General features: G+C 37.7%; 13 protein-coding genes and 2 pseudogenes. 9 read left to right on the forward strand and 6 right to left on the reverse strand.

The features are described 5' to 3' along the window. The first annotated feature begins 294 nt into the window (after window positions 1–294). The 3 genes from EEL30_10520 (at window position 295) to EEL30_10530 (ending at window position 4,728) form a co-directional block, all read left to right on the forward strand. On the forward strand, window positions 295–1,749 hold the full coding sequence (locus tag EEL30_10520; protein QDX92702.1) for a PRD domain-containing protein: 1,455 nt from the start codon (window positions 295–297) through the stop codon (window positions 1,747–1,749). Window positions 1,750–2,101: 352 nt separating this feature from the next. Further along, the gene (locus EEL30_10525) at window positions 2,102–3,157 is read left to right on the forward strand and encodes an HD-GYP domain-containing protein (GenBank protein ID QDX95734.1); all 1,056 of its coding nucleotides are present in this window, start codon (window positions 2,102–2,104) and stop codon (window positions 3,155–3,157) included. A 209-nt stretch (window positions 3,158–3,366) separates the two neighbouring features. Further along, entirely contained in the window at window positions 3,367–4,728 is a 1,362-nt protein-coding gene (locus EEL30_10530; GenBank protein QDX92703.1) for an FAD-binding protein, read from the forward strand. 407 nt (window positions 4,729–5,135) lie between these two features. Here EEL30_10530 and EEL30_10535 read toward each other — a convergent pair. The 6 genes and pseudogenes from EEL30_10535 to EEL30_10560 form a co-directional block, all read right to left on the reverse strand. Continuing rightward, window positions 5,136–5,337, reverse strand: a pseudogene (locus EEL30_10535) (hypothetical protein). A 25-nt stretch (window positions 5,338–5,362) separates the two neighbouring features. Further along, window positions 5,363–5,611: a hypothetical protein gene (locus EEL30_10540; protein QDX92704.1), complete on the reverse strand. Its 249-nt coding sequence runs from the start codon at window positions 5,609–5,611 to the stop codon at window positions 5,363–5,365. A 69-nt stretch (window positions 5,612–5,680) separates the two neighbouring features. Continuing rightward, window positions 5,681–6,400, reverse strand: a complete 720-nt coding sequence (locus EEL30_10545; GenBank protein QDX92705.1) for a hypothetical protein — start codon at window positions 6,398–6,400, stop codon at window positions 5,681–5,683. 319 nt (window positions 6,401–6,719) lie between these two features. Beyond that, window positions 6,720–6,905: a hypothetical protein gene (locus tag EEL30_10550; protein QDX92706.1), complete on the reverse strand. Its 186-nt coding sequence runs from the start codon at window positions 6,903–6,905 to the stop codon at window positions 6,720–6,722. Window positions 6,906–7,148: 243 nt separating this feature from the next. Continuing rightward, window positions 7,149–8,270, reverse strand: a pseudogene (locus EEL30_10555) (XRE family transcriptional regulator). An 81-nt stretch (window positions 8,271–8,351) separates the two neighbouring features. Continuing rightward, a complete protein-coding gene (locus EEL30_10560; GenBank protein ID QDX92707.1) occupies window positions 8,352–10,931 on the reverse strand; it encodes a chitinase in 2,580 nt (859 codons plus the stop codon). A gap of 391 nt (window positions 10,932–11,322) precedes the next feature. On the opposite strand from EEL30_10560, the gene EEL30_10565 reads away from it, so the two are divergent. From EEL30_10565 to pfkB, 6 genes are all read left to right on the forward strand, one after another. Then, window positions 11,323–11,775, forward strand: a complete 453-nt coding sequence (locus EEL30_10565; protein QDX92708.1) for a PTS sugar transporter subunit IIA — start codon at window positions 11,323–11,325, stop codon at window positions 11,773–11,775. A gap of 32 nt (window positions 11,776–11,807) precedes the next feature. Beyond that, complete coding sequence (locus EEL30_10570; protein QDX92709.1) at window positions 11,808–12,074, forward strand: PTS sugar transporter subunit IIB; 267 nt, start codon at window positions 11,808–11,810, stop codon at window positions 12,072–12,074. 70 nt (window positions 12,075–12,144) lie between these two features. After that, window positions 12,145–13,407: a PTS ascorbate transporter subunit IIC gene (locus tag EEL30_10575; GenBank protein ID QDX92710.1), complete on the forward strand. Its 1,263-nt coding sequence runs from the start codon at window positions 12,145–12,147 to the stop codon at window positions 13,405–13,407. A gap of 192 nt (window positions 13,408–13,599) precedes the next feature. Next, on the forward strand, window positions 13,600–13,803 hold the full coding sequence (locus EEL30_10580; GenBank protein ID QDX92711.1) for a hypothetical protein: 204 nt from the start codon (window positions 13,600–13,602) through the stop codon (window positions 13,801–13,803). 112 nt (window positions 13,804–13,915) lie between these two features. Continuing rightward, the gene (locus tag EEL30_10585) at window positions 13,916–14,671 is read left to right on the forward strand and encodes a DeoR/GlpR transcriptional regulator (protein ID QDX92712.1); all 756 of its coding nucleotides are present in this window, start codon (window positions 13,916–13,918) and stop codon (window positions 14,669–14,671) included. Beyond that, window positions 14,668–15,579, forward strand: a complete 912-nt coding sequence (pfkB, locus tag EEL30_10590) for a 1-phosphofructokinase (GenBank protein ID QDX92713.1) — start codon at window positions 14,668–14,670, stop codon at window positions 15,577–15,579. Before EEL30_10585 ends, pfkB begins: the two co-directional genes overlap by 4 nt. Window positions 15,580–15,594 lie beyond the last annotated feature (15 nt).

Raw genomic sequence — 15,594 nt, forward strand, 5'->3', positions numbered from 1 at the left:
GGAGCACTTGTGTCTACTAAATCGTTGTTTGAGGTAATAGTAAAGAAGAATAGGTTGTACCAATACGAATGTGGTGAAGAACTAGTTAAGCCCCGTTTTCCTTGTTTTAATAAACAAGAAAAACGGGGCTTATTTATCATTTTTAGTTATTAGTTTTGAAAAATATGTAACCTTTTTTCACATATTCTGTATTATGTTAATAGGAGAGTAATGGCTATTAACAAATTACAGAGTATTTGAGTGATTTGGTAGAAGCTATTTTAACAGACAAGAAAGGAGATTTTATAGTAATAAATGGATATGAGAAAAGAAAAACATCGCCAAATCCAAATAATGAAGCTCCTCGGTGGAGAAAATAGATGGTTTACGGTTAAGGAATTGTCTGAAAGAGTAGGTTGTTCGTATAAAACCGTTGCGAAGGAGATTTCAATTATTAAAGATTTTTTGCCACCCGGGTGGGAGATTTGCTCTGTAAAAGGTAGGGGAGTTCAATTGTTTTTACCTGAAAGCTCCTCTATAAATGAAGTGATCTCATTATTTGTCAGAGACTCTTTCACTTTTCAAGTATTTCAACAGTTACTTGAAGGCAATGTTAAAACAGTCTCCCAATTAGCAGATCGTTTATTTATACAAGGCCCTTCTCTTCAAAACGTATTGGGAAGAGTGGAGAAGCATTTAAAGACGTATAAATTACATCTTCAGAAAAACCCGCTTCAAGTTGTAGGAAATGAACTTCAGATCATCATGATGTTTTATGAACTATATATAAGGGCCTATAGCAATAAAGAATGGCCGTTTTTAGAATATGAGGCTTTATGTCTCCAATATTTTGATGACGTGGAAGAAGCATTAGGTATTACTTTTGATGTATATGATAAACATAAGCTATTCTATTTTTTAGCTATTTTATTAATAAGAAAACAACAAGGATATCAGATCAAATTAGATAATCAATTTTCAAATAATAATATTGAAGCTCCTTATTACCAAAAAATATCAACAATAATCGAAAATTTAACGTCGAAATATAGCACCTCTTTAACGACTGAAGATAAAATTATCCTAACGATTGTTATTAAATCCTCAAAGCATGTATATAAGGACTTTAACAAAGTAAAAAGGGAAGGACTTCAATATTTCCAAGAAGGCAAAATACAAGTATTCAAATATCTCAGGGATTTTATTTACATGTTGGAAAAACGAATGGGAAAAACATTTATCCATGATGAGGAATTTATTTTTGCGATAATTGATTATTTTAAACGAACCATATATACCCTAAAGTATTTCTCTAAGATAAAAGTAAGAGAAAAAACCATTACCAAATATATTAGAGAAAAACATCGGGAAACTTTTCTACATGTTCAAGAAGTGTACAACGAATGGGCAAAGAAATATGGGATAGCTGATCATATCATTGATGATGAAATTGCCAATGTCACAATGCAAATAGAAGCTACGATATCGTTCAAACCTGAATCTAAAAAAGCCCTCATTATATCGGGAGAAGGCACAAGCTGGAAAAGATATATGGAAGCTATCCTAAGAGAAAGATTTGGAGAAAAATTACAAGTATTAGACCAGTATTTGTATAATGTAACAGAGGAGCAAATCGAAACCTTAGATATAGATGTCATCATTACTACCATTCCTATTGATATACAATCCATCCCCGTCATTCGGGTTCAACCGATTTTATCCCAACGTAACTTTTATACCCTCCAGCAATTTATTCACAACAAACAATGAGTTAATACTTCTTGATCTATTCAGACATGGAAAAGATGATTTCTCCTTTAGTAATGAAAGAAGTCATCTTTTTTATTTCCATTAGGTATCAATATCAGATTAATAAAAAACGCGGAAAAACGTGATTTTACATAAAGAAAGTCATCATAAAAATGGCTAAATGGTTATGTTTTTATCGAGTAAGTAAAAAAATTACCTTTAGTAACGGCAATTATTACTCTTGATAGGAAAATCAGTTCATATGTAATATGTTTATTACAAGATAGGTATAAAGTCTTATGTGATTTTATTTTATAGGAAGGATTTGTGAGAAGCAATGCAGTTAGTATCTATTAATCACTGTGAATCTGGTATGAAGCTTTCGCGTGATATTTATAATAGCAACGGTTCAATTTTAGTGGGAAATGGAACAATTTTATCCCTACGTTTGATTGAACGACTTAATGAATTAAATATCAATTCTATATATGTTGAACATAAAAATTCAAAGGATATCTTTGTTAAGGACATCGTATCTGAACAAACGAAGAAGGAAGCCATAGATTTTGTTTTGTCTATATTTGTTGATTCCCGAAAAAATCCTCAAAAATTTTGTCAAGTTATTGCTGGGAAACAAATATGCTCTATTGTTCAAGAAAAGCTATCTAGCCTGATTTATAAATGTAAGAATAACCCAACGGTCATGAAGTTACTTGCAACAGTGTGTACCGTTGATAAAAATATTTTTGTCCATTCCTTCAATGTAATGATCTATACTGTATTAATTGGTTCAAAAATGGGCTTGAATGAGGAGCAAATATTAGAATTAGGACTGGGAGCACTCTTACATGATGTAGGAAAAATACTGATTCCTACGGAGATTCTCAATAAACCAGACAAATTAACTAATGAGGAATATGACATGATCAAAACGCACACTAGCAAGGGATTTGAACTGTTGCAACAAGAGACAGATATCCCAGAATTGGTTGCTCAATGTGCTTATCAGCATCATGAACGAATAGATGGACAAGGATACCCCCGTAAATTACATGAGGCCAATATTCATTTATATGCAAAAATAATTGGGGTGTGTGATGTATTCGAAGCTTTAACTAGCCATCGCGTATATCGAAAACCAATGTTGCCAAATGATGCCATGGAATTTCTCTTTGCAGGTTCAGGCACTCAGTTTTGTCAGAAGGTATTGCAAGCTTTCCGTAACTCCATTTCACTATACCCTGTAGGCTTTTATGTCACATTAAGTTCAGGCTACTCAGGAGTTATTGTCAAGAATAACCCAGGTATGCCATCACGACCTATTGTTCACATTTTGAAAAATGAAGACCATGTTAAAATAACCCCCTATGAAGTGGATTTGTCCAGTGAATTAAACTTGGTTATTTCTGATTACAAAGCGCTTGCGTAATGCTTGAAACGCAAAGAAATGATGAATCAAACTAATCGTCTGTTTATTTGAAAGGATATTTCGTTATTTATACCTGTAATTCTACTTGATCCTTTATAATAGAACTAACATCTAGGAGTCTACACCAGTAATTGGATAGAAAATGAATGTTCACCATCACCGTTTAACGTCTAACAATTACTTGTCAAAAGCAATTAGGAGGAATTCAAATGAATTACCTAAATGATTTGCGGCAACTACTTCGAGATGACCAAGTATCTGTAAGTGAAAGTGTCCGAGAATTACATAGTAAAAATGAATCCTATCACACACCTGCTTTACCTGATGTCGTGGTGTTTCCAGAGTCTACGGAGGATGTATCACGCTTGGTTGCTTTTGCGAATGATCGTGAGATACCTGTGGTTCCATTTGGCATCGGAAGTAGCCTAGAGGGACATGCGATCCCCGTGCATGGTGGGGTCTCTTTGGATTTTCAACGAATGAATCAGATACTTGAGGTGCGACCAGATGATTTGTTGATACGTGTTCAGCCCGGGATAACCAGAACGGAAGTAAATAAAGAACTGAAAAAATACGGACTGTTTTTCTCAGTAGATCCAGGGGCAGATGCTACGCTTGGGGGAATGGCAGCTACAAATGCCAGTGGAACTACTGCGGTTCGATATGGTGTTATGCGCGATCAGGTGCGAGACTTAGAAGTAGTATTAGCGGATGGGAGTATCATCCATACCGGTGGTTTAGCAGCAAAATCGTCGTCTGGTTACCATCTAAATGGTTTATTTGTTGGTTCAGAAGGGACGTTGGGTGTATTTACCGAGTTGACCCTGCGTGTATACGGAATTCCTGAAGAAATGATGGCTGTTCGAGCTACTTTTCCTGATGTGGAAAGTGCTGTTCAGACTGCGGTTACCATTCTCTCAGTAGGAATTCCAGTAGCCAAGATTGAGTTGGTAGATGAATTATCCATTCAAAAAATTAATGCGCACAATGGTACATCATACGAAGTAACACCTACGTTATTCATTGAGTTTCATGGAAATACAGCAGGACTAGTTCAGGATGCACAGTTTGCTAGAGAGCTGGCTCTGGATAAAGGATGTCTTATTTTTCAACAGGAAATAGACTCAAAAGCTCGTGCACAATTATGGGAAGCAAGGCATCATCTGTACTATGCGTTTGCCCACTCGGTACCAGGCAAGCGTGTCATGACGACCGATGTATGTGTACCTCTGTCAGAATTGGCAGGGGCTGTACGCAATGCCCAACAAATCGTACAAGAATTGCAATTGGAGGGCGGAGTGCTAGGACATATCGGCGATGGTAATTACCATACCTTGCTCTTACTAAATCCGAATGATTCTGAAGAACTGGCGCGTGCGGAAGAGGCAAATGCCCGTATTGTTGAATTCGCGCTGGCGCGAGGTGGCACATGTACGGGTGAGCACGGAGTAGGGCTGGGTAAACGAAAATACCAGCAAAAAGAGCATGGTGAAGCATATCATTTGATGGCTACAATCAAGAAAGCTTTTGATCCAAAAGGAATTTTAAATCCAGGAAAAATTTTTAGTTAATGAAGTTCTGTTCATACGATTAACACATGGGACTCTTCTTGATTTTCTTCGAGAAGAGTCCGATTTTTTACTGTTACTAATAACCAATTTAGTTTGTAGATAAAAAAGAAGTATCAAACCTGAATAACAAGACAAACGTCAGAATACAAGAGGCTCTGACGTTTGTCTATATAGAAGTTATTATCGGGACACGATCTGTAAATCGTATTTTAATTTCCTACGATCTTTTTTTAAATTCTCTAAACCCACGATACACGTTTACTGAAGCTGATACCCCTAATAAAATTAGTACCATTGGGCTTACTTCAGAATTAAAATATAGCCAACCTAATAAACTAAACAGGACGACAGCTGTCAAAAAAGACGCCATAGTATACTCTCCCTCCAGCTATCTTTAAAAGTAAATACTATCTACCATAGATCGAGATAACTACTGGTAGCCAAGCTATATCGACATTTACACCTTTACCTTCATTTTTGCTATTAAGTTTTTTTTGCAAATTTTGCGTTTTCCCATGATATAATTGCTCCAGCAATAGCCGCACTTTGCCCACCTGGAACCAGCCCAGCGATTGCTGCCCCTAATGCCCAATCGGTAGAATACTCCTCATTTTAGGATTCGGACGTTTGATAGCTAAAAAAGCATGAATGTATAAATAATCAATAAAATGAAAATAAATAAGGTAAGAAAAGCTAGAATTTTTTCCTTTCTTTTATAAAAATTGTACAGTAAATATAAAGACAAGATTATATATAAAGCATGCATTAAGAAAGTCCGAAAAAGAGAGCTAGAATCAATAAGAGGCTGGTTGGATGCAATACCATATGAAAGACCAAATGCAGTAAAAATCAATACAATTGTCTTTACTATTTTTGAAATCATACGCAATACTCCTTCCCCCGTTGAGAATAAATACCATGCCAAATTGACATGGTATTTATTCTCAGTTTTTTACTCATCTTTTGTTGCAACATTAAAATATGGTTTTTCAGCAAAAAACCAATCGCCTACATCATTAAACTGATGATTGAACGCTTTAAAATTTAAAAGTTTAAAATAAACTGAGGTATCTTGGAAGCGATATTGATAGAGTTCTTTCCCTCCCATTCCTGTTTGAACTTTCCCATTTGTTTTATATTGATTAAATTGAATATGTCCATCCATTGATTTGCCCACAGCTAAAGTAACAAATCCAACAAAAGTAGCCCAATTTGAAACTACATTAAGTATTTCTTTATGAGAAATGAAAATTCCTCTCTTTCCCCCGATATAACCTCCGACAAGGATAGCTCCCCCAATAGCTGTAGCAATTTCCCCTATAGAGGTTACTTGTTCATCAAGGTCTATTTTGAATGACATATAATAAACCGGATCATAAATACCCTTTGCCGAAACTCCTTGGGTTTTATCGTCATTTCTCAATGCTTCATCAAAAAATGGTGTTATTTTAACTTTCTTACCATCCAGAGTTGCAATGTTGGTAGCTGTATCAAAAACCAACGTATGATCCTCATTGCCAATTGTAACGGTTTCAACATGTACAGTATTGTTATCCATTTGTTCCGTACTACTATTATTCTTTTCTGCATGGGCATAGCTAGACGGTGCTGACAGCATTAATACTGGTACTGTTAAGGCTAACACGCCATTTAAAAATTTTTTAGAGAACATACAAAAACCTCATTTCACTATATATTTTTAAATCCACGAATATTAATTTGTCGTGACTTTTTGATAGGTTACTCTTTTATCAAGCAAAATGTCCTTAGCCTCACGTTTCAACTCATGACGACGTTCGGACCATTCTTGTTTTAATTCTTGTCTTCGTAATATCCTAGCTGGCTCTTTCAATTTCAACTTCTTGATAAGAGTCACCCCATACCAACATATTCATGAAACCAATCCTCCTGACGTCTTAATGGAAAAGCTGAAACACGGCTGTCTTTTTCTAAAAGGTTTTTCCGTACAGCTTTATTCTCATATCCGACAACTACTGTTCTAATAAAAAATATTTTTTCCCCTTTGAACGCAAGGGCATGATAAACTTGAATGGAGCATTTTCTAGATGCTTGGTATATCGGGGTGTTCCTAAGCTTTCTGAGGGCATATGGGAACATCCCGTTTTTATTGCCTTCTTAAATTCCTTCTCTGGACATTTATTGTCCCATACTAGCATGTGCCAACTCCTTTCTATGAATATTCCTTTTTTGCTACCCTCCTTTCTCTGGCAACCACAAAAATGATAAAAACAATGTATTATTCTATATTTTTCATAGATTACCATTTGTTGGCTTAATTATATATCAAGATAGACAAAATTCCCTAAAAAAAAAGAGAGGATGCCCTCCCTCTCTACCAACCTTCACCGAAACTATTTGTTGAAGCGGATTGGTTCGTAATTAGACCAGACGTTGGTACTTCAAAACTCATTCCGATAAAGCCTAAGAAGGACAGAATCATTAGTGAGGATATTAATATCTTTTTCATTTTGGTTATTCCCCCTTGTCATAACGTTAATAAACATTTCTTTGTGTTCTTCCGAAGGATTATACTTATAATGCATAAGAATGATGCTTCTAATTCGCTCTACATTTTTAAACATTAGTGCTAATTGCAGGGCCTCTAAATTATAATGGAACCCCTTATCTTTTTCCCCCCTCATTAAATAATACGAGGATAATGCTTGAAATAGCCTTAATCTAAATTTTTGATTGAGTTTGTCTGTTTTACAGGATAATTGCTCGATTTCTCTTTCGTATATTTGTAAAAATTCAAGAATGTTTTGGAACATTTCCTTTTGAAGATATGATTCAAATGCAACAGGTAAAAATGAAAATAATTTTGTCTGATCGGGTGAGATTAATTTAAGGATTTCATCAATAACCTCTAACTTACCCATTTCCACCAAAATCAGAAGTTCATTCAAGTGAGAGATTTCCTTATAGTAGTCACCATAAACAGCGTATTCTTTAGTAATATGTAAAGCGGTATCAAAATCTTTCGACTCTTTATAACTGAAAGATTCATGAAGTAAAGCTTCTGCAATATATTTTTCGTTACGTTCCACTATTGCAAATGTTTTTAACTCTTTTGAGTAATGGAGCAATTTATCCCATTTTTCTACTACATTATAGAAAGTCAATATTTTATAGTAAGCCTCAAATTTATGTTCCTGTGGAAGTAAAGGGAGATATTCTTGGAGTTGATGTAACGTTTCATATCCAGAGACACTAAGGTCTACATCTCTTGCTATGATAAATCGTCTTAAATAGGCAATCGCTAATCGTTCATTCCGTGTTGTACCATTGGCTATTACAATGTCATACAAAGGGAGGCTGTAATTTCTTTGATCGGAGGAAAAAATATATTCTGCCATCTTAAAGGTATTATCAAGAAGTCTCTTTCTGTCAGTATCCTCGTTGATTAATGCCATAATCTTTTTTGTAATGTCATATCGTTCTACTCTGATACAACTTGTAAAAAATTCCGCTGTTTTAATAGGGGACATTTTTCCTGATTCATTAAAACAATCTCCCAAATATAATAGATGTAAAGCAAAAAGACCACCCACTGATCAGTGATCTCTTTGCGCCTGATTCATCCTATTATTTTTTCGTTATTCTTACTTATCATTAATGGCATATTTTTTGCCATCAATCGTAATGGTATAGTTTGTAGGTCCGCTTATTGGCACGTAATAGACGATGCTCACATCTATGCTTTGCCCAGGAGCTACTGATTTCCAAGTAGGAATGGTAATTGCCACACGGTGAAAATCACCCTTTAATCCACCGATGTTTGGACCTGTATGCCCAGCAGAAATCAGTTTTACGGAATCTCCACTATAGCTACTAAATTGGGCTGAGGTAGAGGTAGGAACGTCAAACTCTATGACAGAGCCACCTTTAATTGTCAGAGTGCTGTTATTGGTTACTTTTAGTGTAGGATTGATTGGGTAATTCTGATCACCCAGTTGAAATCCATTTACATCTACCTTGATGGCTAGTTTATCGGCTGGTTGTGGAGTCTTGCTATTAGAAGTGGCATATGGCGTTGCTGCTACAAATTTGCTATGCATCAATTTGGTTAAAGTAGAACCCATATAGTATTCTCCCTTACCGCCGTTGCGTTCGGTGTACCAGTCGTAGTCACCTGCCATCTCCCAGATCATGATTCCACCAATCCCGTTTTTCATTACATAATCTGCCTTGGCACTGATAGACTGTTCATCTTCTGTAGAGAGGAAGACTTTCTTTTGAGCATTCCAGAGCCATGGGGCAACAAGTGTAGAATCATAGTTACGCTTATAGGTACCGGTCAAAACTGGATTTGGAATTCCATGATCCTTCAGATAGGAACCAGCAATTCCTTTTTCTAGATTTTTGGCATGCCACATCGGATTGGAGCCGGCCCCCTGCTCTTTTCCGTTCTCATCTTTATCATGCCAAATATTATCAATACCTGTAGCTCCATCGCCGCAAGTGGTTAGTCCAGTTGGACAATCTTTACCAACCGCTTTTCCCCATAATCCATCGGTTCCTCCCACAACATTCTGGAAACCTCTAGTATAGTAAGGAACACCGATGTTAATTCGTCCTGCCTGCATCATTCCACGCATGTAATGATAGGCCCAATCTGTATTGAGATAGCCAATACCTCCATACTGAGGTGTGTTATAGATGTTATACTTGATTAGTTCCCCATCTTTTCCATCGTCAAACAAAGCTGCGTTGGGTCCAACAAATTCATTCCAAGCACCATGAAGATCATAGGACATTACATTTATATAATCGAGATACTGCAAAGCTTGGAAAGATTCCATACCACGTAATAGGTAGGCAGAAGAGGGAGATGCCACGGTTAACATATAATATTTTCCGTCTTCAGCGGATGCCTGATCCAACTTAATTCTCAAGGTTTTTAATAAGGCATCATATCCTGCCATGAGCCCTTTTAGGCGTGGAGTAGAGAATTGCCAATCTAATGGATTGCCTGCCTGATTCATCGTGGTCGGATATTCGTAGTCGATGTCTACTCCTTCAAAATTGTAGTTGCGCAAAAATTCCACAGCAGAAGTAGCAAATGTGTCAATAGCAGCTTGATTGACCGAACCATCTGCTTTGGTTGTCATCGTGTAAAAGCCCCCAGAGGCTATTCGCTTCCCATTTTCATCCAAGTATCCTCCCGATTCAGCCCAACCTCCAACAGAAACAAGAGTTTTTACACCGGGATTCTTTTTCTTAAATTGAGTCAGCATGTTGAAGTGACCTTTGTAAGGCAAGGTGGGGTCCATAGCTGCATCTGGATATTCCGGCCAAGTCATTCCAAGTGCAGGATTAGTCGTATCAGTAGCAGAACCAACAGACACACGGTTGCTTCTGTCAACATGTGCGAAGGCATAGTTAATATGTGTAATATTTTTCCAGGGAATATCGGAGGCTAGATATTTGGCTTGTCCATTTTTCCCTGTTCTCCAGCTAGTAAAATATCCGATGATACGTCGCTTGGAATCATTAGCTAGCTTTTCACGTCCATCTTGGTCATATGCTTGGCAATAAGGGATGTTTTTCACACCAGAATCGTAAAGACCTGCTGGACGGCAAGGTACTGCGGGTTTAGGTGGTAATGTGTCTTTATTTGTAGTGGCTTCTATAGCTTGACTAGCAGCAGATTCTAGTCCCTGATTATCTTTTGCTTTTACTGTGAATGTGTACGTAGTATTGGGGGTCAGATTGATCGTAGCATTGGTTTCTGTAACCGTTTGCAAACCACCGTTATAAAAAACGGAATAGCTTATCACTTGTTTGTCATCGGTAGAAGCGTCCCATTTGAGAGAAACACTTGTGGAGGTTTTGGCTGTTACAGTTCCATTAGCAGGTACGGTAGGGGGTGTATTAGAAGGGTCAGTTGGATTAGTAGGATCAGTAGAGCAGATACCAAGGTCTTGCCATACATCGCTAGTACCAGGTGTTTCACCTTGTGTCCACCATTTCGCCTTCCATTCATGTCCGTCGTGAGATGCTTGTTCCCCTCCAGTATAAATCGTTTTACTGGCCCATGCGGCAGAACAAATCGTAGTTGCGGAGGCATTGGATGGAAGAATCGTTGGAAAAATACTTGCAAAAAGAACTAGGACTAACACCAAAAAACTGAATTTTCTGACTGACTGAAAAACAGTAATCAAGTGATACATCTTTCTCATCTCCTTGCTTTCGTTTTTTACTTAATTCAGCGCGTGTAATTGTTGTTAGATTAGATTAGTTCGTTTAAATATACAATAGTCCGAATAGAATGAAAAGTTAAATTTTGTGAAATATAAAAGTTTATGAGAAGAAGCTAGTAGTCAACTGAATATATTTTTGTGCAATCATTCTCAAACTTTCAGTCTAATTCTTGCACAAATGCATAACGAACATTTGGACTAAAACTTTCATCAGTTAGGCGATATAATAAAGCCATAAAGAGATTACAATAATTATAAAAAACATATAGAAAGCGCTAACATTAATTTTGTTATTTAAACACATATGCAATAAAACAATGATGTAGCGTGACGAAACACTGGAACATGGAGAAGGAGGTTAAAGATCACCATGCTATGTGAACTATTAACCAGAGACAGCATTCAATTTATTGATGAAATTTCTACTTGGGAGGAAGCTATACGTTTGGCTGCCCAACCATTACTAAAGGATGGAAGTATCCAAGATTCCTACATTCAGGCCATGATTCAAAATGTGAAGGATATAGGTCCGTATATTGTGATTGCGCCAGACATTGCTATTCCTCATTCGCGTCCTGAGAATGGAGTGAACAGAGTAGGCATGAGCTTTCTGAAGTGTCATAAGCCTGTTGCCTTTTCAGAAAAGGTAGAGCATCAGGTCAGACTGTTCTTTGTTCTGGCAGCTACGGATAATGAATCCCATTTAGGCGCATTATCTCAATTAACAGAAGTACTATCTGATCCAGAGTCTTTACAGACCCTGTTAACTACAGATTCTATTGAGGCGGTTCTTCACCTTATTCAGGCAAAAAACAATCAGTAAAAATAACAACTACATTTGAGGAGGAATTATTTATGAAAAAGATTTTGGTAGTATGCGGAAACGGATTGGGAAGTAGCTTTATCGTAGAAATGAACGTGAAAAAAATCCTAGGTGAGTTAGGAATCGAGGCAGAGGTATCCCATACTGATTTGGCTTCCAGCAAAACCGAGAGAGCAGATCTATATCTAGGCTCTAAAGATATTGTTGGGAATCTAGAGGACGGTACTCGTGTTGTTGAAGGATTAACAAACATTTTGGATCAGAATGAAATCCGCGAAGTCCTGAAAAAACACTTCTAAAGCTAGAAGTGTTTGGCTTCCTCTTAGCGTTAGCGCACCATGAAAAATTGAAACAGTGGAGGGATTGCCCATGCTAGACTTTCTCATGAACGATATTTTAGGAACGCCCGCAATCTTGGTCGGACTCTTCGCTTTATTTGGCTTGTTGCTCCAAAAGAAAAATATCGCTGACATCATTGCCGGTACGCTGAAAACCACTATGGGCTTTATTATTCTCGGTGGTGGCGCTAGTATTCTAATTGGTTCCTTAGATGCATTCAGCAAAATATTTACAGAAGCTTTTAACATTAATGGGGTTATCCCGAACAACGAAGCGATCGTAGCAATTGCCCAGCAAACGTTTGGGAAAGAAACAGCGATGATCATGTTCTTTGGTATGGTAGCTAATATTTTGTTTGCTCGCTTTACTCCTTTCAAATACATTTTCTTAACTGGTCATCATACGCTGTTCATGGCATGCCTGTTATCTGCGGTTTTATCCACAGGTGGTTTTACCGGTGTACCGTTAGTTATCATTGGATCGGTTCTATTAGGGGCTTTGATGGTTCTATCTCCAGCGATTATGCAACCATATACACGTAAAGTAACAGGTTCTGACGATTTTGCGATGGGACACTTTGGGTCATTCGGTTATCTAACAGCAGGCTTTATCGGCTCAAAATTTGGCAATAAAACCAAGTCTACGGAAGATATTAAAGTTCCAAAATCTCTTGGCTTCCTACGTGATACATCTATTTCTATCTCTTTAACGATGGCGCTCTTGTATTTGATCATTGCCCCTTTTGCTGGTCAAAGCTTTATCGAGACACAGCTTTCTAACGGGCAAAACTTCATTGTCTACTCCTTTATTCAAGCAATCACTTTTGCAGCTGGTGTGTATATCGTGCTTGCTGGGGTACGTATGTTGATTGCTGAAATCATCCCTGCTTTCAAAGGGATTGCAGATAAACTAGTCCCAAATGCTAAACCGGCGCTCGATTGCCCAACCATTTTCCCATTTGCACCAAACGCAGTTATTATTGGTTTCTTAGCTAGTTTTGTGGCAGGTTTAATCTCCATGTTTATCTTGCCAATCATTGGTCTTAAGGTTATCGTACCTGGTGTTGTGGGTCACTTCTTCACAGGTGCTGCTTCTGGAGTGTACGGGAATGCTACAGGTGGACGACGCGGTGCGATCATCGGTGCTTTTGTGAATGGTTTGTTGATCTCCTTCTTGCCGGCTTTATTACTACCGGTACTAGGTGGATTAGGCTTTGAAGGTTCTACATTCGGTGATGCTGACTTTGGAATTGTCGGGATTATTCTTGGAAAAATCATTACTTTGTTTCAATAATAAAGAAATAGAAGTAAAGCTAGTTTTGCGTTAAGTGAAACTAGCTTTTTTGTAATATAAAGACCAAATGTGGGAATGGAAAAACTTCGTATAATGTTTAAATAGGCATTTTTTGGGTAAAGGATGCAAAGTATGAGCGAAGTAAATGTAATAAAATATGTATATATACAGGAAGAGCAACTTCAATCGTAGATGATTAAGGTTGCCTTTTTTTATGAAAAAAAACGAGTTTCTTCCTATTATAATAGCAAACTGTGCGAGGACGAGAAAATAACCGTGCAAAGTGTGCAAAATTATATTCTCTTTGCAAATAGAAAAAGGAAGACATCACAAGTTTTGCAAGCAAGTCGTGGGACTGTCAAGAAATGGACGAGATTTGTAAGAGCTTACCGTTGATTTGTAGAAGAATTATGTATATAATCAAAAACAATCACAAACAATTACAAACGATCGTTTATATAATCACAAACAGTCAATCATGTGATTTTACCTAAAGGAGAGACAATGAATGTTAACTCCAGAACGTCATCAACTCATTTTGGCTTTGTTAAAAGAAAAAGAAGTGGTCACGGTTCATGAATTGGTTGATACCACTAACGCATCTGAATCAACTATTCGTCGTGATCTAAGCGAATTAGAAGAAAAGCGCTATTTAAAGCGTGTTCATGGTGGGGCCTCTATCTTACACCGCAAACTCGAAGAACCAACCGTGCTAGAGAAGGTGAAAAAAAGTGAACAGGAAAAAGTAGCGATTGCGGCTTATGCTGCTTCTCTGATCAAAGATAAGGATTCCGTTTATTTAGATGCAGGTACGACGACAGAGCAGATGATTCCACACATTACAGCTAAGCAAATCGTAATTGTTACGAACGGTCTTAATATTGCCCTAACCGCTCGTCAATATGATTGCAAGACCATTTTAATCGGTGGTGAGTTAAAAGCAGGGACGATGGCCGTGATTGGTAGAGGTGCTGCAACTGGGATGGGACAATATCGCTTTGATAAATGTTTCCTTGGTATGAATGCCTTTGATCTTACACATGGCTTTACCACTCCCGATCCAGAGGAGGCCTATATCAAGCAGTTGGCCCTTTCTTATTCAGATGAGAAGTATGTGCTGTGCGATGCTCAAAAGTATGGAGACGTAACTTTTGCCAGAGTAGCCGACATAAGCGAAGCAATGGTTATTACTGATGACCGCATAAATCTGGCAGAAGCAGAGAAATTAAGAAAACTAACAAGATGCAAAGTGGTGAAAATATGATTTATACGGTAAGTCTTAATCCTTCGATAGACTATCATATCTGGTTGCCGAGCTTGCAAGTAGGAAGAATTACTGGAGCAACAAAAGAGATGAAAATGGCTGGAGGCAAAGGAATTAATGTCTCCAAAGTATTAAAAAACTTAGGCAAAGAGTCGGTTGCCCTCGGATTCATAGGTGGATTTACAGGTGAATTTATTGCTCAGGAAATGGAAGCGCTTGAAATATCCACTTCTTTCATCAAGGTAGAGGGAGATTCGCGAATTAACGTCAAGATGAAAGCGGAGACAGAAACAGATATAAGTGGTGTTTCTCCAGAGATTTCAGCAGAAGCGTTTGCGCAATTAATGGATCAAATCCAGAACTTGCACAAAGATGATTATTTGGTGTTAGCAGGTAGTGTGCCTAAGAGCCTCAGGAGTGACACATACGAAACAATGATGGATATTCTTGCAAAAAAAGGTTTGCAAATTGCACTAGATGCCAGCGGAGATGCCTTAAAAAGAGGTATTACCAAGAAACCGTTTTTCATCAAACCTAATCATCATGAACTGGGTGAATTGTTTGGTGTAACCATAGCTACACCGATGGAAGCGTATCAGTATGCCAAGCGAGTAGTTGATCAGGGAGTGGAGAATGTCATTGTTTCTTTGGCAGGCAAAGGAGCGGTCTTTGTGAATCAAAGAGGTGCTTATGTTGCTCAATTTTCTGAGAGCAAGCCTGTTAATTCGATTGGAGCAGGAGATTCTGTGGTTGCAGGCTTTTTATACGCCAAAAGCGAGCAGATGGAAGAGGCAGATGCCTTTCATTTTGCAATTGCTTGTGGTACAGCGACAGCTTTGTCCGAAGGTTTTTGTACACCAGCGACTATTTCCAACTACTTGCCAACCATTCAAGTGGCAAAAATATAGAATTAGGGGGACAAG

This window comes from Brevibacillus laterosporus, from assembly GCA_007833815.1.
GTDB lineage: Bacteria > Bacillota > Bacilli > Brevibacillales > Brevibacillaceae > Brevibacillus_B > Brevibacillus_B laterosporus_D.